The sequence below is a fragment of the Burkholderiaceae bacterium DAT-1 genome (genome assembly GCA_019084025.1).
In the GTDB taxonomy this organism is placed as follows: Bacteria; Pseudomonadota; Gammaproteobacteria; order Burkholderiales; family Chitinimonadaceae; genus DAT-1.
Genome location: JAHRBI010000004.1, coordinates 20,148 through 39,776, shown reverse-complemented (window position 1 = coordinate 39,776; position 19,629 = coordinate 20,148). Strand labels below are relative to the sequence as shown.

The 19,629-nt window shown below is 56.2% G+C and carries 23 protein-coding genes and 1 other RNA gene; 14 read left to right on the top strand and 10 right to left on the bottom strand.

Translation table 11 applies throughout. From position 1 onward, the window contains the following. Positions 1 to 11 precede the first annotated feature (11 nt). The 3 genes from KSF73_08675 to msrB all read right to left on the bottom strand — a co-directional run bounded on the left by KSF73_08675 (position 12) and on the right by msrB (position 1,862). Positions 12 to 353, bottom strand: a complete 342-nt coding sequence (locus KSF73_08675) for a helix-hairpin-helix domain-containing protein (protein MBV1775789.1) — start codon at positions 351 to 353, stop codon at positions 12 to 14. A 59-nt stretch (positions 354 to 412) separates the two neighbouring features. Beyond that, positions 413 to 1,411, bottom strand: a complete 999-nt coding sequence (gene rfaD / locus KSF73_08670) for an ADP-glyceromanno-heptose 6-epimerase (GenBank protein MBV1775788.1) — start codon at positions 1,409 to 1,411, stop codon at positions 413 to 415. A 61-nt stretch (positions 1,412 to 1,472) separates the two neighbouring features. Continuing rightward, a complete protein-coding gene (gene msrB, locus KSF73_08665) occupies positions 1,473 to 1,862 on the bottom strand; it encodes a peptide-methionine (R)-S-oxide reductase MsrB (GenBank protein MBV1775787.1) in 390 nt (129 codons plus the stop codon). Positions 1,863 to 1,941: 79 nt separating this feature from the next. Between msrB and KSF73_08660 the strand changes: the two genes are divergently transcribed. The 4 genes from KSF73_08660 to KSF73_08645 are packed head-to-tail and all read left to right on the top strand — an operon-like array spanning position 1,942 to position 4,090. Beyond that, positions 1,942 to 2,700, top strand: a complete 759-nt coding sequence (locus tag KSF73_08660) for an SDR family NAD(P)-dependent oxidoreductase (protein MBV1775786.1) — start codon at positions 1,942 to 1,944, stop codon at positions 2,698 to 2,700. Beyond that, complete coding sequence (locus KSF73_08655; GenBank protein ID MBV1775785.1) at positions 2,693 to 3,085, top strand: RNA-binding S4 domain-containing protein; 393 nt, start codon at positions 2,693 to 2,695, stop codon at positions 3,083 to 3,085. The genes KSF73_08660 and KSF73_08655 overlap by 8 nt, the downstream gene beginning before the upstream one ends. Before the next feature lie 3 nt (positions 3,086 to 3,088). Beyond that, the gene (locus KSF73_08650; protein ID MBV1775784.1) at positions 3,089 to 3,637 is read left to right on the top strand and encodes a DUF2946 family protein; all 549 of its coding nucleotides are present in this window, start codon (positions 3,089 to 3,091) and stop codon (positions 3,635 to 3,637) included. Positions 3,638 to 3,688: 51 nt separating this feature from the next. Then, positions 3,689 to 4,090: a DUF3718 domain-containing protein gene (locus tag KSF73_08645; protein MBV1775783.1), complete on the top strand. Its 402-nt coding sequence runs from the start codon at positions 3,689 to 3,691 to the stop codon at positions 4,088 to 4,090. A gap of 125 nt (positions 4,091 to 4,215) precedes the next feature. On the opposite strand, the gene KSF73_08640 is transcribed toward KSF73_08645, so the two are convergent. Genes KSF73_08640 through KSF73_08625 form a run of 4 tightly spaced genes read right to left on the bottom strand, consistent with a single transcriptional unit; the run spans position 4,216 to position 7,906 of the window. Further along, positions 4,216 to 5,118, bottom strand: coding sequence for a lysophospholipase (locus KSF73_08640; protein MBV1775782.1), 903 nt, complete (start codon positions 5,116 to 5,118; stop codon positions 4,216 to 4,218). Further along, positions 5,118 to 5,972 carry a D-hexose-6-phosphate mutarotase gene (locus KSF73_08635; GenBank protein ID MBV1775781.1) on the bottom strand — a complete coding sequence of 285 codons (855 nt, stop codon included), beginning with the start codon at positions 5,970 to 5,972 and terminating at the stop codon, positions 5,118 to 5,120. Before KSF73_08635 ends, KSF73_08640 begins: the two co-directional genes overlap by 1 nt. A 33-nt stretch (positions 5,973 to 6,005) precedes the next feature. Beyond that, the gene (locus KSF73_08630) at positions 6,006 to 7,463 is read right to left on the bottom strand and encodes a GIY-YIG nuclease family protein (protein MBV1775780.1); all 1,458 of its coding nucleotides are present in this window, start codon (positions 7,461 to 7,463) and stop codon (positions 6,006 to 6,008) included. Next, positions 7,460 to 7,906, bottom strand: a complete 447-nt coding sequence (locus KSF73_08625) for a group II truncated hemoglobin (GenBank protein MBV1775779.1) — start codon at positions 7,904 to 7,906, stop codon at positions 7,460 to 7,462. The genes KSF73_08630 and KSF73_08625 overlap by 4 nt, the downstream gene beginning before the upstream one ends. Before the next feature lie 158 nt (positions 7,907 to 8,064). Here KSF73_08625 and KSF73_08620 point away from each other — a divergent pair, with 158 nt between their 5' ends. The 6 genes from KSF73_08620 (at position 8,065) to ffs (ending at position 13,302) form a co-directional block, all read left to right on the top strand. Next, positions 8,065 to 9,687, top strand: a complete 1,623-nt coding sequence (locus KSF73_08620) for a methyl-accepting chemotaxis protein (GenBank protein MBV1775778.1) — start codon at positions 8,065 to 8,067, stop codon at positions 9,685 to 9,687. A gap of 90 nt (positions 9,688 to 9,777) precedes the next feature. Further along, on the top strand, positions 9,778 to 10,107 hold the full coding sequence (locus KSF73_08615) for an FKBP-type peptidyl-prolyl cis-trans isomerase (protein ID MBV1775777.1): 330 nt from the start codon (positions 9,778 to 9,780) through the stop codon (positions 10,105 to 10,107). 187 nt (positions 10,108 to 10,294) lie between these two features. Next, positions 10,295 to 11,074 (top strand): DUF2189 domain-containing protein, encoded by a 780-nt coding sequence (locus tag KSF73_08610; protein ID MBV1775776.1) that lies wholly within the window; start codon positions 10,295 to 10,297, stop codon positions 11,072 to 11,074. Positions 11,075 to 11,150: 76 nt separating this feature from the next. Next, the gene (locus tag KSF73_08605; GenBank protein ID MBV1775775.1) at positions 11,151 to 12,098 is read left to right on the top strand and encodes a D-2-hydroxyacid dehydrogenase; all 948 of its coding nucleotides are present in this window, start codon (positions 11,151 to 11,153) and stop codon (positions 12,096 to 12,098) included. A 22-nt stretch (positions 12,099 to 12,120) separates the two neighbouring features. Further along, on the top strand, positions 12,121 to 13,140 hold the full coding sequence (locus KSF73_08600) for an asparaginase (GenBank protein ID MBV1775774.1): 1,020 nt from the start codon (positions 12,121 to 12,123) through the stop codon (positions 13,138 to 13,140). A 63-nt stretch (positions 13,141 to 13,203) separates the two neighbouring features. After that, positions 13,204 to 13,302, top strand: an RNA gene (gene ffs / locus KSF73_08595) — signal recognition particle sRNA small type. Between the two features lie 83 nt (positions 13,303 to 13,385). Here ffs and KSF73_08590 read toward each other — a convergent pair. From KSF73_08590 to KSF73_08580, 3 genes are read right to left on the bottom strand one after another with little or no spacing between them, the layout of a single operon-like run. Continuing rightward, positions 13,386 to 15,005, bottom strand: coding sequence for a GMC family oxidoreductase (locus KSF73_08590; GenBank protein MBV1775773.1), 1,620 nt, complete (start codon positions 15,003 to 15,005; stop codon positions 13,386 to 13,388). After that, positions 14,998 to 15,537 (bottom strand): hypothetical protein, encoded by a 540-nt coding sequence (locus KSF73_08585; protein MBV1775772.1) that lies wholly within the window; start codon positions 15,535 to 15,537, stop codon positions 14,998 to 15,000. The genes KSF73_08590 and KSF73_08585 overlap by 8 nt, the downstream gene beginning before the upstream one ends. A gap of 3 nt (positions 15,538 to 15,540) precedes the next feature. After that, positions 15,541 to 16,929, bottom strand: coding sequence for a coniferyl aldehyde dehydrogenase (locus tag KSF73_08580; protein ID MBV1775771.1), 1,389 nt, complete (start codon positions 16,927 to 16,929; stop codon positions 15,541 to 15,543). A gap of 238 nt (positions 16,930 to 17,167) precedes the next feature. Between KSF73_08580 and KSF73_08575 the strand changes: the two genes are divergently transcribed. From KSF73_08575 to KSF73_08560, 4 genes are all read left to right on the top strand, one after another. Next, positions 17,168 to 18,346: a VWA domain-containing protein gene (locus tag KSF73_08575; protein MBV1775770.1), complete on the top strand. Its 1,179-nt coding sequence runs from the start codon at positions 17,168 to 17,170 to the stop codon at positions 18,344 to 18,346. Between the two features lie 75 nt (positions 18,347 to 18,421). Then, positions 18,422 to 19,015 (top strand): septation protein A, encoded by a 594-nt coding sequence (locus tag KSF73_08570; protein ID MBV1775769.1) that lies wholly within the window; start codon positions 18,422 to 18,424, stop codon positions 19,013 to 19,015. Positions 19,016 to 19,021: 6 nt separating this feature from the next. After that, on the top strand, positions 19,022 to 19,324 hold the full coding sequence (locus KSF73_08565) for a YciI family protein (GenBank protein ID MBV1775768.1): 303 nt from the start codon (positions 19,022 to 19,024) through the stop codon (positions 19,322 to 19,324). Continuing rightward, entirely contained in the window at positions 19,321 to 19,587 is a 267-nt protein-coding gene (locus KSF73_08560) for a BolA family transcriptional regulator (GenBank protein MBV1775767.1), read from the top strand. Before KSF73_08565 ends, KSF73_08560 begins: the two co-directional genes overlap by 4 nt. Positions 19,588 to 19,629 lie beyond the last annotated feature (42 nt).

The window sequence follows — 19,629 nt, the reverse complement described above, 5'->3', positions numbered from 1 at the left end:
ATCCTGGGGGCCTAGTGCCCCTTTTTCTTTACTGATTTCATGGCATGATCCGTCGAGGTGGCGGGCGCCTGTGCTAGCGGCGCTTGTTGCGACCAGGCATTTCCGGCTCCAGATACGCTGAGTTCGCCTTGCAGACGGGTCAGTGTTTTACCACCAAATCCCCTTACATTTGCCAATTCACCTACTGTCCGGAACGCACCGTGCCGGGTTCGATATTGCACGATCGATTTTGCCTTTGATGGGCCAATCCCTTTGACGGATTGCAACTGAACTTCGGTGGCAGTATTAATATCAATCGCTGCACTGACCGAACATGTCATTAGGCACAGCAAACAGCCAAGCAACACTCGCATGTAGATTATCCCGGCAGTGAAGTCACCACCGGAATTTCATCACAATATATTATCTACAATCAAGCAGATTTCATCAGTGTGTCGATATAACGACTGACGCCTTCTTCAACTGACAGCAGTGCAGCATCATAGCCCGCCTCGCGCAGTCGGCCGATATCCGCCTGGGTAAAGCTCTGATACTTGCCCTTGAGGTGATCCGGGAAGGGAATGTATTCGATGATGCCTTGCTCGACCAGTTCTGCCAGCGTAAGCGGTGCCTTACCTTCGTGGCGACGGCAGGCATTCACCGTCGCCATGGCCAGATCGTTGAAGCTCTGGGCACGGCCGGTCCCCAGATTGAAAATGCCGGATTGATCGGGATGATCGAGGAAGTGCAGATTCACCTTCACCACATCTTCCACCGACACGAAATCGCGACGCTGTTCGCCATGACCGTAACCATCACAGCCTTCGAACAGTTTGACCTTGCCCGTTTCACGGTATTGCAGAAAGTGGTGATAGGCCACAGAAGCGCCACGCCCCAGCTTGTGCTGCTCACGCGCGCCATACACATTGAAATAGCGGAATCCAACGACCTGGGCGGTCAGCTCGTTCCAGCGGCGACGCACCACCTGATCAAACAGGAACTTGGAGTAGCCATACACATTCAACGGGGCTTCGAACTGGCGCTCTTCCTTGAACACCGTACCTGCGCCATAGGTGGCGGCGCTGGAGGCATACAATAGCGGTACGGAGTCGGCCTGACAGTAATCCAGAATCGCCAAAGAATACTGATAGTTATTATCCATCATGTACTGGCCGTCATGTTCCATGGTGTTGGAACACGCCCCCTGGTGCAAAATAGCGTCTACCTCGCCATCAAATGCGCCCTCTTCCAGTTCGGCAATGAAATCATCTCGATCCATGTAATGGGCAATTTCGCAATCCACCAGATTACGGAATTTCATTCCATCTTTCATGTGATCTACGGCAATGATGTCAGTTACACCGCGCTCATTCAGTGCCTTGACCAGATTCGATCCGATAAAGCCGGCTGCGCCGGTCACCACTACATACATTTTGCAACCTCACTGGGCACGATGCGCCCTCATTGGCTAGATAGGCCTATTGTACCCCAGCCTAGTCGGACTGCAGATCAAGCGACGCGGAATTCACACAGTAGCGCAGACCCGTAGGGCCGGGACCATCATCAAATACATGACCAAGGTGTGCATCGCATACTGCACAGAGTATTTCTGTGCGAATCATGCCATGACTATGGTCCGGCTTCTCAATCACCACATCCGGTAGCGCGCGCCAGAATGAAGGCCAGCCGCAACCTGCATCAAATTTGGTGCCGGACTCAAACAGCGGCGTATTGCAGCATACACAGTTGTATATGCCCTTTCGCGTTTCATCCCAGTAAATGCCGGTAAACGGAGGCTCGGTGTGGGCATGCCGTGTCACCCGATATTGCACATCGGATAATTGATCACGCCATTGCGTGTCTGTTTTGCGAACTTTTCCCATAGTTTTCGTACTCCTTTAACGCATGTTCAATACCATGCTATGCTCCCTACCCGCCTTTTTATTGCCAACGGAACCCATTATGCACCCGTGGACGCACTTTACAGCCCCAGCAGACTATCTGAAAGACCGTGTCATTGTGGTGACCGGTGCAGGTCAGGGTCTGGGTGAAGCGACTGCGCTGGCTTGTGCCAGAGCTGGTGCAACCGTCGTATTGCTCGGACGCTCCGAGCGCAAGTTGACCCGCGTCTATGATGCCATCGTTGAGATAGGTGGCCCGACACCTGCAGCCATTCCGGTTGATTTTGCCAAGATGACGGATCAGGACTGCGTGAATCTGGCCAATCTGGTGTGGAAAGAATTCGATCGTGTCGATGGCATTGTGCATTGCGCCAATGGCTTCAATTTTCTGTCGCCCCTGATTCACCAGAAGCTTGAAGAGTGGGTGGACATGTTCAAGGCCAATGTGGCCGTGCCTTTTGCCATGACCCGCGCCCTGTTGCCGCTGCTGAAGCGAGCGCCTGATGCCTCGGTGGTATTTGTCGGCGAGGAACATGCGTTTGATCCTAAAGCCTACTGGGGCGGCTATGCCGTGACTCGCGCAGGCCAGCACGCGCTGAGCCAGATCGCTGGCGATGAGTGGGACGGTATTCCGACCTTACGAGTCAACGAGTTTATTCCCGGGCGTTATCGTTCACCGTTCCGTGTCAAAACCCATCCGGCTGAAGACCTGAGCGCCCTGGCACAGCCTGCCGAACTCGCGCCAGCCTTGTTGTGGCTGCTAGGCCCGGCAAGTAGCGGCACGACACGTCAAGTGCTTCGCTGGTCGAAAGATGTCTGACGCATCAGTACGGATAGACAAGTGGCTGTGGGCTGCACGCTTTTTTAAAACACGCAGCCTCGCTACTGCAGCCATCGAAGGCGGCCATGTGCATGCCAATGGGGTTCGCCCGAAGGCTTCGCGCGCTGTCCAGATTGGGGATATCCTGCGTATCCAGACACCAGGCGGCGAATTTACCATTACCGTGACTCAGCTCAGTGATCAGCGGCGAGGCGCGCCTGAAGCGGCTCTGCTGTTTACCGAATCTCAAGAGAGCATAGAGAAGCGCAGCCAGACTAAATCCCTGGCCAAGCTAGCGCCCGTGTTTCATCATCCCGACATCAAAGGTCGCCCGACCAAAAAGTGGCGCCGCCAGCTACATCAATTCGAATGCAATCAGGAGTAGGCCATGGACGAGATGGTACGTGCCGCCATGCTGAAGTGGCCCAATGTCCCGGATTGCTATGGCTGGCTGGAGCTAGATGCGCGGGGTCAATGGCGCACCCGTGGTGAAGTCTTGCGCCACCCGGGACTCTGCCACTTTATCAGCCGAAACTACCTGTGTGACGCGCATGGCAATTGGTATTTCCAGAACGGGCCGCAGCGCGTTTTTGTCGCGCTGGAACGCGCACCCCTCATTGGTCGGATGACCGGTCACCAGCTCGACTTGCATACCGGTCTTACCATGGTCGATATTGAATCAACTGCGGTTGATGATGCAGGCCATGTTTGGTGCGCAACGTCTTATGGTGTCGCCTCTTTGCATGACCATGATCTTGACGCATGGCTGGAATACCTAGGTAGCCCGGTCGTCGGCAAATCACCGGAAGACCTGCTAGCCCAATGGCTGGCAGGCGAGACGGATCAGCAACCGCTATGGGCAGGCAAGCCACTGCTGCGGATTGCAAACACGGAGATTGAGCGTCACTTCGGTTTTATCGCACATCCTCAGCCCTAGTCTGCCCCAGTTCCAATTAAAGGGCCGATTGTGCCCGGCTGGAGGTTTGCGATGAAGTCAGCCTGCTTGATGGCAATTTTAGTCAGCACAATTACGCTGCCTGCACTGGCAGATGATGATGATGAACATGTCATCACCAAAATCTGCCAGTACACCCAAGCGAATGACCGCAGCGGTCTACGGCGCACGCTGGAAGAAGACGGCGTTGATTTGCGCCGTATATATGATGGTATAAAATGCGGTGCAAACGGCAGTCTATTGCGCACTGCAGCCGTGAACGGTGCAGTAGACGCCGCCACCTTGATCGCGACCAAAGCGGGCAAGCCTTCTTTTACCAAAGCCGAAGGCGATGGCATGAACGCTATTCAGTGGATCCAGAAAAAGCACGACGGCGGGGATGCGGCGTTGAAGGCCAAAATAAAGCCGGTGCTGGATATGCTGATGTCCAAGTAAGTGACTGACCCAGGCACAAACCGGGATGGAGTGGTCCCGGTCTGGCTTATTTTTTTGCTTGCCTGCTCATGCTTGGAATACCGTCAAACAGACAAATCACCTGCGGCATTTGAGTCATCCAGCCCTCAGACGCTCGCAATCCAGGCGGCGACATGGTTCATCACTTCGTCACGATTCGTTTCATTCAGCATTTCATGGCGGCCATCCGGCCAGATCTGCGTTTCAATCTCCTGCACACCTGCTGCCCGATATACCTTGGCCATCTGTCCGGGTGCGAGCTTGCCCATACCGACGGGATCACGGCTGCCTGTCATCAGCAATACTGGCGCCGCTTTAGGTATATGCGTGCCTGCCTTTTCGGCCGCTTCCAGCGCAATGATGCCGACAAACAGGTCTTCCCATAATCCCCAGCTCGGCGCAAAACCACAGAGCGGATCGGCAATATAGGCGTCGACTTCGGCCTGATCGCGACTGAGCCAGTCCATGCGTGTGCGTGCCGGGAAGAAATTCAGGTTAAAGCTGCCGAACACCAGCCGCTCCATGAAGCGCGAGGCCTGATCGCGGCGGCGCTTGCCCAATGATCGGGCAATGCCGCGCATCACGCGTGCAATCGGTGTCTGCCGGTAGCCGGTGGCCGAGAGGATCAGCCCGGCGTATGGCAATGCTTTCGGCTGGCTCCACACGCCGCGTGCAATAAACGAGCCCATGCTATGCCCGAGCAGGAACACCGGTCGCCCCGGATACAGTTGCTCGACCTGCTGGCGCACACGAGCCACGTCGCCCAGTACAGCGTCCCAGCCACCCGGGCCATAACATCCCTGCGCAACGGGAGACATCCCGTGGCCACGATGATCATGGGCCACCACCGCGACACCCTGTGTGTTGAGATAGCGGGCAAAGCGATCATAGCGCGATGCGTATTCACTCATACCATGCAGAATCAAGAGTACGGCGCGTGGCTCTGCGTGCGGCCAGTGGCACAGCGGAATCAGCACGCCATCCGGCGCAGGCAGCTTCAGGGTTTCCATCAGGCAGCTCCGGTCGAGATACGCATGGTGGTGAGGTAATCGGTATCAGGCGCGAGGATAAACCGATCTTCCATGGCGGCACCCGGCTCTACGCATAGCATGCCCGTCCAGCAGCGGTCGGGCATATCGGTGGGTGACTTCTCATCGCCCGGATTCCAGACGATGACGCTGGGTGCATTACTGGTCTGGATATGAATATCAGGCCATGGCGCGCGATGCAGAGTGTATTGACCCGATGCACCGGTAAACACTGCATCGTAGTTGGCACCGGGTTGCAGCGTGCCGGTCTGGGGCTGGCTGATATGGACGATCTTGTCGTGGCACATCGCCCCCGCCACACCGGAAACGGTAGCAGCCAGCGCGTCAGGCACAGCAAAATAGCTATGCAGGCAGAAGCCCAGCGTCTGCGGAGTTGCTGCGGCATGACGCATACGGAAGGCCAGTTCGATCGACTGCCCGAGTTGCAGGGTCAGCTGCAGGATAAAGGCGTGTGGCCAGATGGCGCGGGAGGCATCGCTGTCGCGCAGTTCGAAGGTAAATTTGGTGGCTTGTTCAAGGGCAGTGCTGGCGGTTAGCGTCCACGGCAGCTGTCGGGCCAGCCCATGCTGCGGCAGTCCCGGCACCACGGAGGGTCCGAACCACGGCCAGCACAGCGGAATCCCGCCCCGCAGCGGCTTGCCGTTGTCGAAATCTGCACCCGGCGACAGCCACACCAGTGGCTCTCCGCCAGCGGGCGTCCATGACAGGAGCTGCGCCCCGCTCAGGGAAATCAGGCCCTGCCCCTGCGGGGTGGAAACCCGGATCAGTTGATGACAACCACGCGTTTCCCACGTACACCCCAGCGGCAGTTCCATGCAGCATCCTGTATGCAAATTAAATGAAATAAACTAGATCGATTCGTGCTCCGACGAATCCATCCCGCGAGTCTGATCCAGCACGCGCACACTATCTGCGGGCGGATGCTGCAACCATTTGCTCAGAATCTTGAAGGTATCAAGATCAAAGCGCGCCTCGCTGCGGGTGTCGAGCAGATCAGCCAGCTCTTCCTCGCTGGCAGCGCTACCGTGCCACACCCAGTGGTCGACCAGATGCCAGTCCTGCACGATGGACGAACCATCGCTATCCCGCAACAGCACCCTGCCCGGCCACGGCCAGTGCGGCAATTTCTGCTTGGCCAGTGCGGCCATCAGGCGAGCCTGATGCGACAGCAGCGGCTCCTTGCCGACACATGCGCCACGGCACTTGCCAACCTGCATGCCGAAACAGGGCGAATGCTCGCGCTTGCCTGTCCGTTCCAGCCCTAGCGTGGTGAGACAGAGCTTGTGCCCTTCCGCCAGCTTCTTGAGCATATTATTGGCTTCGCGCGGCGAGCGGAATAAGCCGTACAGATTCGCCTCGCGCCCGAGATCCTGCTCCGACGATTTACACAGCACCGGCTTCGCCCGGCCTTCAGCATCGGGCACAAAGCGCCAGCTGCATACATCATCATTTTTGCGCAGCTGCCGATTGTATACCGGCTTCATCGACTTGATCAGACGTGCTTCAAGCAGCGTTGCGCCCAGCTCACCCGATGTGGTGATCCAGTCCAGCCGCTTGAGCTGCTGTGACAGGCGCATTTCCTTGTCCGCGGCATGATCGCTACTGAAATGCGAGAGCACGCGCTTTTTCAGGCGATTGCTTTTGCCGATATAAATGGGCAGATCATTTTCGCCATAGAAAAGATACACGCCATGTCCGTCCGGCATGTCCTCCACCACTTCCGGATCAATGCCCGGCGGCAGACTGGCCGTACGGCCGACGTCGTCCAGCGCCAGCAGCAAAACCTCTTCTGCAGTCGTTTCACGCAGCCTGGCCAGAAATTGCTGCACCAATCGCGCATCGGTCAGCGCGCGGTGGCGGTCACCTTCCACGGTCAGCCCCATGCGGGTCGAGACAGCATCCAGATTGTGTTTGAACTCGCGCGGGAACAGCTTGCGCGACAGCTTGACCGTACACACGACCTTGGCGCGGTATTCCAGTCCGGCGCGCTTGAATTCGTTTTTCAGGAAGCCGTAATCAAAGCGGGCATTGTGCGCAAAAAACACTTTTCCGCTCAGTCGCTCCAGCAGTGCCGGTGCCAGTTCGGCAAAGGTCGGCGCGTCTTTCACCATGTCATCGTTGATGCCGGTGAGGCTCTGGATAAAGGGCGGGATCGGCGCCTGCGGATTCACCAGCGTCGACCACTCGCTGACCTCGTCGCCATGCCACTCGACCACGCCAATCTCGGTGATGCGATCACGCTGGATATGCGCACCCGTGGTTTCCAGATCGACAAATACCAGCGGCAAATCAAACACGTTGCTCATCCCTCGTGATGACCATGCGCGCACTGTCCGCCTTCAGCATCACCGGCCTCGGCACGGTTACGCATGAAATCGGCCGTACGATAGAAGGCTTGCTCGAGATGCTCGCGCACATCCTGATCCATCGGCACCGCTTCCATGGCCTGAAACATACAGTAGAGCCACTCGTCGCGTGCCCGTTCATCGATTGCGAAGGGCATGTGGCGCGCACGCAGAGCCGGATGACCATATTTTTCGGCAAACAGGGGCGGACCGCCGAGCCAGCCGGACAGGAACATGAAGAGCTTGTCCTTGGCGCTGGTCAGATCGGGCGCATGCATATTGCGCACGCCTTCCGCGACCGGATCGGTATCCATGACTTCATAGAAACGGTCGACAAGCAATCGCAGGGCAGCTTCACCGCCAAGCAGGTCGTAGGGAGTCAAAGATTGCGTAGGTGTGCTCATGGCAAGCATTCAGGGCAAACAAAAGCAGGCATTTTACCCGTCTGTCAGCATCGCGACATATATCCATGTCAATCAGTCATACAGAATTCATCGGCAAAATCTGTGCAAATAGCCTAAAAACAGAAAGATGCTGCAGATACCAATCAGGAGACTCCTTCATGATGCCCTCAACCATTAAAGACCAGCTTCGCCTTGGATTTGGCGTGTTGCTTGCGCTCATCGTTCTGGTTTCGTTCAGCGGGTATCGCGCCGCTCAAAAAGAAGCGGATGGCATCACTGATTTGGTTGATCGCATTCTGGAGGTGCACGCATCCACCAATGATGTCCTAATCGACATTGGTAATTTGCGTCGCTTTGAAAAAGATAGCTTTATCAATGTTAGCCAAGCCGACAAAGTTCAAAGCTACAAGGAAAAGTGGGAAAAAACCTATACCAAGGCTCAGGACGATATCGCTAGTATCGCCAAGGCTGATCCCGCCTATGCTGACCGCGTGAACCGTCTGAAAACACTGTTCGAAGCATACGGTCAGGGCTACCGCTCCGTTGCTGGCGGTTTGGGTACATCACTCACCGACCCAGCGTCTGCCAATGCTGAAATGTCCAAGCATAAGGACGCCATTCACAAAATGGATGAACAGCTCGAAGAAATTTCGCTTGCCTCGGAAGCGGGTGCAAAAAAAGGGCACGATGAAATTGTTGAGGTGATGAAGCAAACCAAGATACTGATCATTACGCTCAGTTCAGCAGCATGCGTACTTGGTATTGTCATCGCCACCTTTATTGGACGGGCGATTAGCATTCCACTGGATGATGCCCGACTCACAGCCGAGCGCATCTCCCGTGACAATGATCTGTCGGTCTCCCTGCGCAGCAATGGCTCAAACGAGATTGCCCGCACCATGAGCGAGTTCTCCCGGCTATTTGACAAGCTGAGGCAATTTATCGGCTCCAGTGCCCAGAATGCGAACGAGGTCACGCAGGCTGCCCATCGCCTGCAGGAAGTAGCACGCAAGGTGCGCAATGATGCAGCAGTTCAGTCCGACGCATCTTCGGCAGCAGCAGCTTCGATTGAGGAAATGACCACGGCAATCAGCATCATCTCGGATAGCGCCGAACAGGCTCACAATGATGCCGATGTGACAGCGGAAAAGGCGCAGGAAGGCCATGCGCTTGCCACGCAGGTTGCCAACAATATCGGACAATTGTCTTCATCACTTGAGAGTAATATTCAAGTGATTCGTGGTTTGGCAGATCGCTCAGGAGAAATCGGCGGGATTGTTCAGGCTATTAAGGAAATCGCCGATCAAACCAATTTGCTGGCATTGAACGCCGCAATTGAAGCTGCACGTGCCGGCGAGCAAGGGCGTGGCTTTGCGGTGGTAGCTGATGAAGTGCGCAAACTCGCTGAACGCACCACACTGGCAACCGGCGACATTTCCGTCAAGATTGGTGCCGTACAAAGCGAGACGCATCAGGCATTTGAACACATGCAGCAAACAGGCACGCAAATTTCGCACTGTGTGGCCAGCGCCCATCAGCTCGCCCATGCCATGAGCGAGATTCAGGCGATTGCCAGTACCGCTAATGATCGCCTGAACCATATTGCATCAGCAGTACATGAACAAAGCGCGGCAGCCATGGAGATTGCCGGTCACGTTGAGCGCGTTGCGCAGATGGCCCGGGAAAACAGCGAACACGGTGCGTATACCGAACAATCCGCATCCAATATGCTGGGATTGGTACGTGATCTGGACGGCCAAATTCGTCTTTTCCGCGTATAGCCGATTGCTTTCATCTACCCTACTTTCGAGTATCATTCGCAGCAACGGCCGGATCACGTCGATCCGGCCATTGTTTTTCTGGAGCATCCCATGACCGATAACCTGATCATTGACGACATCACCACAGGCGAAGGTGCCGTTGCCGAACGCGGCCAGGAAGTCACCGTGCACTACACCGGCTGGCTGACCGATGGCAAAAAATTCGACTCCAGCAAAGATCGTGGCATTCCGTTTTCCTTCCCGCTGGGTGCTGGCCATGTGATCCGTGGCTGGGACGAAGGTGTGGCAGGCATGAAAGTAGGCGGCGTGCGCAAACTGACGATTCCAGCATCGATGGGCTATGGCGCGCGCGGTGCGGGTGGCGTCATTCCGCCGAATGCCACACTGGTATTTGAAGTGGAACTGCTGGAAGTAAACTAAAGCGACATCTGCTTAGGCATGCATGAAAAGGCGGCTCAATGCCGCCTTTTGTACGTCTGCATACACTTTGATTGCAAAAACGTGAATTGATCGCAGCGCACCATCGAAATAGCTTGCACCTCGAAAATCATAGACTTACATTGATTTTTATCATGTGTTTGCACCACACACAAATAAGGGGACACCGATGGGCATCACACACGAAACCGATGAAGTCGTACCGCTCGAACTACACGTTCGCGTTCGAGATCTCAAGTGGTACACCCCGATTGGCTGGCTTCGCCATGCAGCCGAGGACATGATTGCCCAGCCCTTTGCCAGCCTGTTCTATGGTCTGGCTTTTGTGATGATGGGCGTGGGACTCGTTCAACTCACACTCAATGCGCCCCAGCACATCATCAGTCTGATCACCGGCTTTCTCATCGCCGGACCGTTTGTCTCCATCGGGGTATACGAAATCAGCCGCCGGCGGGAGACCGTCACGAATGTGCGCTTCCTGCCCACACTCACTGCATGGCGTGCCAATATCTCCGGCATCAGCATGTTCTCCATGTTGCTGACCTTGCTGGTGGCAGGCTGGATGCGCGCATCTGTCGTCATGTTTGCGCTGTTTTTCTCCGACCAGCTCCCCAGCCTCAGCATGATGCTGTCAAAGGAGTTCATGGTTGCCGAAAATCTCACCTTCATGGCGATCTATTCAGGTACTGCGCTGGCCTTTTTATATTTCGTCTTCGCCGTATCCGTCATTTCCGTGCCGATCATGCTGGACAAGGACATCGATGCCCTCGGTGCAATCTTTGCCAGTGTAAAGGTTGTACGTGAAAACCCATTCTGCATGCTCACCTGGGCAATGTTGATTGTGGTGATGATTGGCGCAGGATTTGCCATTGGCGGCTACGGACTGATACTGACCGCACCTCTGATTGGCCATGGGACGTGGCATGCCTATCGCGCCCTGATCGAATAAGGAAACGGCTTCGACGTACCTCATTCAGCGCAAAGGCACGGTACAATTGTGGCACGGTTAACTACTCCCTGCCGCCATGACCCGTATCGTCTTTCTTGATCGCGCCAGCTTGCCAGTTGATTTGCGTTCACCATCATTTCCACATGCATGGCAAGCAATCGCCACCACTTCGCCCGAGCAGATTCTGGCGCACGCACATGGCGCGCAGGTGCTCATCAGCAACAAAGTGCCGCTACGGGCAGATGTCATCAGGCAGCTGCCGGATCTCAAGTTGATTGCTGTCGCAGCGACAGGCGTAAATCAAATCGATGTGGCCGCAGCCAACGCCGCAGGGATTCAGGTCTGCAACATCCGCGGCTATGCCCGCACAACCGTTCCCGAGCATGCCCTGATGCTCATGCTGGCCCTGAGCAGACGTCTACCCGCCTATCAGCACGATGTTGCGGCGGGTCGCTGGCAACGATCGCCAAATTTCTGCCTGTTCGGCGACGACATTCGCGATCTGGCCGGACAAACCGTTGCCATCATCGGACATGGCGACCTCGGACAGGCCACCGCCCACTTGTGCCGGGCATTCGGCATGCGCGTGCTGCTTGCCGAACATCGCGGCGCAAGCGTCGTTCGAGACGGATACACCACCTTCGAGTCCTGCGTTGCTGAAGCCGACATCATCTCGCTACACTGCCCGCTCACGGAAGCCACGCGCAATCTGTTTGACGCCAGCACATTGGCTGCAATGAAGCCGGGCGCCATCCTGATCAATACGGCGCGCGGCGGACTCGTCGATGAAAATGCTTTGCTGACAGCGGTCCTCTCCGGGCATCTCGGCGGCGCCGGAGTAGATGTACTGGCACAGGAACCGCCGCCCGCTCACACGCCTTTATTGTCGGTACAGCATCCCAATCTGATTGTCACACCCCACATCGGCTGGGCCAGCCTGCAAGCCATGCAGGCGCTGGGCGAGCAGCTGATTGGCAATATCGAATGCTGGGCCGCCGGCACACCGCGCAATCTGTGCGCCTGACAAATTCACACTGGAACAAACCATGTCCAAACGACTTTTTGTGATTTATACCGGCGGCACCATCGGTATGACCGCCACCGCCTCAGGCTATGCGCCGGAAGCAGGTTATCTGCCCCGCGAACTGGAAAAAATAGCGGCCAGCCATCCGGGGTTTCCTGCCTATACGCTGAAAGAATATGCCCCGCTGATCGACTCATCGAATCTGCAACCTTCGCACTGGAACCAGATCGTCGCCGATATCGAAGCCAACTATCCCGAATACGACGGATTTGTCGTCATTCACGGTACCGACACACTGGCCTACACCGCATCGGCACTGAGCTTTATGCTGGACAACCTCAGCAAGCCGGTGATTGTGACCGGCTCCATGGTGCCACTATGTGAAACGCCAAATGATGCCGAGCAGAATCTGGTCGATGCCTTTATGTGGGCTTGCGATGACAATCTGAGCGAAGTCGCCATTGCCTTCAATCGCCAATTGATGCGCGGCAATCGTGCCCGCAAATTATCCGGCAGCGATATCAATGCATTTGGCACGCCCAACTACCCGATTCTCGGTCGGGTACATGGCGAGCGCGAGTTGAATCAAGCCCTCGTAGCCATCAAATCTTCGTTTGCGTTCAAGGCACACCCCATCCGGCCCGATCTGCGCATCGCCGGTCTGAAACTCTATCCGGGTTTCAGCGCCAGCCTGATTGCCGGTCTGCTATCCACGCCGCTGGATGGACTGGTACTGGAGACCTATGGCGCGGGCAATGTGCCTGATTACGATCCAGCCTTGCTTGCCGCCCTCACTGAGGCAAGTAAACGCGGCACCGTTATCATCAACTGCACGCAATGTCCTTCTGGTCGCGTCGCGATGGGCCATTACGCAGCCAGCAGCGCACTCGGCAAGGCAGGTCTGGTATCCGGCGGCGACATGACCGTCGAAGCTGCCATCACCAAGCTTTATGCATTGCTCAGCCAGTCGCCCGATCTGGTCAGCGTACGCGAGCGCGCGGCACTCAATCTGCGCGGTGAGGTGAGTCTGGATAATGCGTGACGCCTGCGGGTGCCTGTGGTAGAGTTGCAACTTCTGGCCGCTGTGTGGCAGCCAGAACTCTATGGCGGGTCTCCCCGCATTGCAGGGTCGTGAATCTGGTCAGGTCCGGAAGGAAGCAGCCACAGCGATTTACTGCAAGTGCCGGGGGTCAGGCTCGCCACCTCCCCCTCTTTTTTGATGCTGTTGACTCACCCGAACGGGTAATACCCGCTCAGGCGTTCAGTCATACACGCAATTTCACTGCATCACGCAATCTGCCATGCAAATGGCTTCCCTGTAAGCGTTTCAGCCAGATGCGCAGCATTGCGCGCCGACATCCCGTAGATGGACAATTGCGGATTCGCCCCAATTGAGGTCGGGAACACCGAACCGTCAATCACGTACAAGCCATCGTAGGCAAAACTCTTGCCGTGGTGATCCACCCAGCCCTTACTCGCATCCGCACCCATTGCGCAACCACCCATAACGTGGGCGGATACGATACGGGCACGCATAACTTCAAGCGGCAGCGTCTCAATAGCGGCTTTGGCTTCGCGCCAAGTGCCATAGCCTTGAGCCGGGACATGCTCATGAATGGGCATCACCTGCTTGGCGCCTGCAGCAAACTGCAGCTCGGCCATGGTCAGCCACGCACGCTTCACACCATCCCACACATACGATGTCATCGGATAATCCAGCACCGGCGAGCCATCGCTGCGCAGTTGCACCTGCCCGCCCTGACTTTCGGGATGGAAGCCGTCGCGCAACAGGGCCAGCATCACATGCAGATTGGGATACTGCTGCATGATGTGCGCATGCGATTCGCCAAACCCGGACAGCGTCGTCGTGGTGAGAATCGGATGGGCAGGCGGCACCTCAACCTTATATCCAATCGGCCCGGACAGTGGCAGCGACTCCAGAAAATGATCCGAATAGATGGTCTGCGGCGCACCGGCCCAGGCTTCCACCTGTTCAGGCATCACCGCACCGGAAATCGGCACCGGATGCAGGAAAGTGCGTTTACCGATCAAGCCATGTGGATCGTCCGCCTTCGAGCGCAGCAGCACCGCAGGCGTATTGATAGAGCCACCGGACAGCACCACGGCACGCGCATTGACCGACACTTTCCACGGCGCAGGCGAAATGCCGTCTGACTGTAAGGCCTGCGCTTCTACGCCTGTCGCCTTGCCACCCTCAAAGCGAATGCGCTCTACGCGCACGCGACTGATCAATCGTGCGCCCAGATTCAGTGCGGCCGGAATCGTAGTCACCAGCATGGATTGCTTGGCATTGGCGGCGCAACCCATGCCGCAATAACCCAGATTCATGCAGCCGTGCACATTGCGGCGAATCGGCGACCAGGAAATACCTACTTTCTCGGCACCATCACGCAGAATCGAATTATTGCGATTGGGCGGGACTTGCCAGTCCACCACTTTCAATCGCTGTTCGGCCTGCGCAAACCAGGGTGCCATCGCATCCACGGTCAGCGATTTCAGCCCAAGCGACTGCCAGTGTTCCAGCGTCCAGTGCGGCGTGCGGAAGCATGACGTCCAGTTCACCACGGTAGTGCCACCCACGGTGCGGCCCTGCATGATGGTGATGCCCTTGTCCTTGGTCTGGCGCGCTGCTGACTCTTGGTACAGCTGTGGATAGGCTTCGGATTCCTGCAGATGGAAGTCGCGGGAGGCATAGCGGAATGCCCCTTCTTCCAGCATCAGTACCTTCAACCCGGCCTGCGACAGAATTTCAGCCGTGATCCCACCACCAGCGCCTGTTCCCACGATGACGACATCGGTATCAATGATCAGGTTCTGCGTCAGGCTCGCACCATCTTCAACATGCCAGCGACCGCTCGCCAGCCCTTCGGCAATCAGATCACGCATGCCAGAAATCTTTCATAAAAGCGGGCGGACCCGGATAACGGATGCCCTGCCAGTTCTCGGCCTGACCATACCATGCGGCAAATACCATCTGATGCAGACCCTGATAGCCGCTCCGCAGCAATTTGAGGGACGACCAGCGCCAGCGATTCAGGAAATGACCGACCTGTTCCGGCGTAGCGCTTTGCCAATCGGGCATTACGCCAATCAGCCAGCGGCGGGCAATCGGGTTTTCCAGCAATTGCAGCAGCTCGGCAAACTCTTTCTGAATGGACGGCTGCAAGCCGCCAATCACCGTATCGATCCCGGCCACACACTGATCCAGCGCACGTGCGTGCGCGGCAGACTCAGTGGGCAGCATCGGCGCCAGCATCACTGCAGCAATGGCATGTAGTGCACTCGCTGATGCCGCAGAAAAATGTCGATGCGGGCTCCCGGCCGGCTGCGACCCACCTACCGGCCCCCAGGCCAATCGACCTGCAGCCAGCAAAACGCCACCGAACAGGCCTGCCTTGAGAAACTGTCTGCGTTCCATGGCTTACCTCATCATCAGTTTCGACACGGTACGGAACAGCTGGCCGTACGGCGGACGCACAAAGCGCACCAGCGAAAATTTAGACTGCGCAAACACCGGCTTCATCTGCGAGAAGGTCACAAAGCCTTCCTTGCCGTGATAGCTGCCCATACCGGACGGGCCGACGCCGCCCATGGGCAGATCGTCCTGACCAAAATGCAGCAGAACATCATTAATCGCCACACCACCGGACACTGTTTGCGACATCACCTGCTGGATGCGCGCCTTATTTTCCTCGAAACAGTACAGCGCCAGTGGGCGCGGACGGGCATTGACGAATGCAATCGCGTCGTCGAATGAGTCATACGGCACTACGGGCAGCAGTGGCCCGAAAATCTCTTCCTGCATGACCACCATGTCGTCACTCACACCGGAGATCAGCGTCGGCACCATACGGCGGCGATCATCCAGCGGGGCATCTGCCATTGGAATGGCTTGGGCTCCCTTGCTCACGGCATCCTGCATATAGCTTTTCAGCCGCTCGACATGGCGCTCGGCAATGATATTGCTGAAGTCAGGGCTGCTGGCCAGATTCGGATAGTTGCGAGCGACGACCTTGCGGGCCGCATCGATAAACGCCGACACCTGCTGGCGCGGCACAAGCACGTAATCCGGTGCGACACAGGTCTGGCCGGCATTCAGACACTTGCCCCACATGATGCGATCAACTGCGCGGTGCAACGGATAATCCGGCCCAATAATCGCGGGCGATTTGCCGCCCAGCTCAAGCGTCACCGGCACCAGATTGGCCGCAGCGGCACGCATGACATGCTTACCGACACTGGTCGAACCGGTGAACAGCAAATGATCCCAGGGCAATTCGGAGAACGATTGCGCCACGGTCACGCCGCCATTGATCACGGCGACCTGATCTTCACTGAAAATCGAGGCCATCAGCTCTTTCAGCAGCTTGCCAAAAGTCGGCGCGTATTCTGATGTTTTCAGCATCACTCGATTGCCCGCCGCCAGCGCAGCCAGCATCGGTCCGACCGCCAGAAATAACGGGTAATTCCACGGCACAATGATGCCGATCACGCCCAGCGGCTGCGGCACGATGTAATTGCGTGCCGGCTTGAACCAGATCGACACATGGCGCTTGCGCGGCTTCATCCAGCGACCCAGATTTTTTTCGTAATACTTGGCCAGCGAGATATTGGGAACGATTTCCATTGAAATGGTCTCGTCCGGGCTGCGGTAGCCAAAATCCTGACTGATCGCCTCGATGACGCGCTCAATCACACGTTTATCCGCCAGCAAATTTCTGACTTTGGCCAAGGTTTCCCGACGCTCTGCTGCTATCGGAAATGGCTCCTGACGCGACACATGTCGCTGTCGTTCAAAAATCGAACGCATTCTGGCCAGCTCGGCTTCATCGTTCATCAAACTGGTTTCAGGGTGCATTGCGGCGTCTCCAACCGAAGTGACTCTTTGTATTGTGGCTGATTCTATATAGTGTGTCCGCCCAGCAAAATGACCGGCGGTCATATTGCTATGATACACACAAAGCAAGCGCTCGAAGCAAGCAAATTCCGCTTTTCGGGCTACAATCCCTTGTCACGTCTTCCACCCGCCAGTTGCAGACACACAACATATGCTGATCCGTTTCTTCTATGCCCTGCGCCAGACCGGCATTCCGGTCTCCATTACCGAGCTGCTTGCGCTGCTTGAGGCACTGTCTCGCCACACCATCGACATGAACATCGAGTCGTTCTACGTCGTGGCGCGTGCCATTCTGGTGAAGGACGAAAAGTACTTTGATCGATTTGATACCGTATTTTCGTCTTATGTCGACGGCCTGACCGATACCTTGGACTCACTGGTGCGCGACCTGCCAGAAGACTGGCTGAGCAAGCAGATTGAAAAGCTGCTGAGCGAGGAAGAAAAGGCACAACTCAAGGGCCTGGGCTGGCAAAAGCTGATGGATACGCTCAAGGAACGGCTTGCCGAGCAGCATGAACGCCATCAGGGCGGCAACAAATGGATCGGCACCGGCGGCACCAGTCCCTTCGGCGCGTGGGGCTACAATCCGGAAGGCATCCGCATCGGCCAGAACGAATCCCGCCATCGTCGCGCGGTCAAGGTCTGGGACCAGCGTGAATTTCAGGATCTGGACGATACTCGCCAGCTGGATACCCGCAATTTCAAGATGGCGCTGAGACGCCTGCGCCAGCTGGTACGCAAGGGCGAAGCCGATATTCTGGATCTGAATGGCACCCTGCATGCCACTGCACGCAATGCAGGTCTCTTGGATTTGCAGTTTACCCACGAGCGTCATAACGCTGTGAAAGTGCTGTTATTCCTTGATATCGGCGGCTCGATGGATGATCACATCCACATCTGCGAGACACTTTTCTCTGCCGCACGCGCTGAATTCAAGCATCTGGAACATTTCTACTTCCACAATTGCGTATATGAGACCGTGTGGAAGGACAATAGCCGCCGCCAGTCAAACGCCATGCAAGTCAACGATCTGCTCAATACCTTCGGCAAGGATTACAAGCTGATTTTCGTCGGCGATGCGGCCATGAGTCCTTATGAAATCCTGTATCCGGGTGGGTCGGTCGAGCATATGAATGAGGAGCCGGGCAAAGTATGGATGGAACGCCTGCTCGCTCATTTCCCGCATGCAGTCTGGCTCAACCCCGCAGACGAACAGTACTGGGACTACACGCAATCCACCGAAATCATGCGCGATCTCATGAGTCGCCGTATGTTTGCCATGACGCCGCAAGGCATTGAATCGGCCATGAAATCGCTGATGAAATCCTGAATAACCGTACTCATTTTGCAGTGCATCATGCACGATGATTGCCCTGTGATATCGCACACTGCATAATCCGCCCCCATGAAATTCCTGTTCGATCTGCTCCCGGTTGTCGCCTTCTTTGTTGGCTACCGATCAAACGTCACCATCCCGGAACTGGGATTGTTGAAACCCATTGAATTTGCGACCGCACTGGCAATTGTCCTGTCCGTGGGGCAGATCGCCTATCTCAAGATCAAGCGGCAACCCGTCGACATGATGAAGTGGATCTCGCTCGGCATCATTGTTGTGATGGGCGGTGCCACCATTCTGCTTCACGATCAACGCTTTATTTTCTGGAAGCCAACCCTGCTTTATTGGGCAAGTGCAATTGCCCTGCTGGTCAGTCGCTATGTATTCGGCGTATCGCCGATCAAAGCGTTACTGGGCAAAGAAATCCATATGGAAGACCGGATCTGGCACATTTTGATGTGGGTCTGGCTTGCTTTCTTTGTCCTGCTGGGTTTCGCTAATCTGTACGTTGCCTATTCTTTTACAGAAACATTCTGGGTGAACTACAAATTAGCCAGCATCGGCTTTATTCCCGTGTTCTTTATTGCACAAGCGTTGCTGCTCGCCCACCACATCAAGGAAGTCCCGACGGAAGCACCGGCATCGGATGCCAAGGGAGAGTAAATAATCATGCTATACGCCATTTCCGGTTTCGACCGTGCAGATTCGCTCGCGCAACGACTGACTGCCCGCCCGGCACATCTGGCACGACTGACTGCCTTGCAAGATCAGGGGCGTCTGATTCTGGCCGGCCCATTTCCGGCCATTGATGCAAACGATCCTGGCGTGGCGGGTTTCTCCGGTAGCCTGATTGTGGCGGAATTCGCCTCACTGTCAGATGCACAGGCGTGGGCCGATGCCGATCCCTATATTGAAGCGGGTGTGTATGAACGTGTCGATGTACGCCCGTTTAAAAAGGTTTTACCAGCATGAACACAATCGAACAAATTCATGCGAAACTCGCTAGCTTGAACCCGCTGTCTATCGAAGTATTGGATGATAGCGCGCTCCATGCAGGACACGCAGGTGCGGGCAATGGCGGTCATTACACTTTGAAAATTGTGTCTCCACAGTTTGCAGGCGTAAACACACTGTCACGACACCGCTTGATTTATGGCGCACTCGGCGACATGATGCAGCGTGATATTCATGCGCTAGCCATAGAAGCACGCGCGCCAGAAGAGCTATTTGACTAACCTGTCGGCAGCATTCGATGCCGCCGACTGAACCCGTTGCCT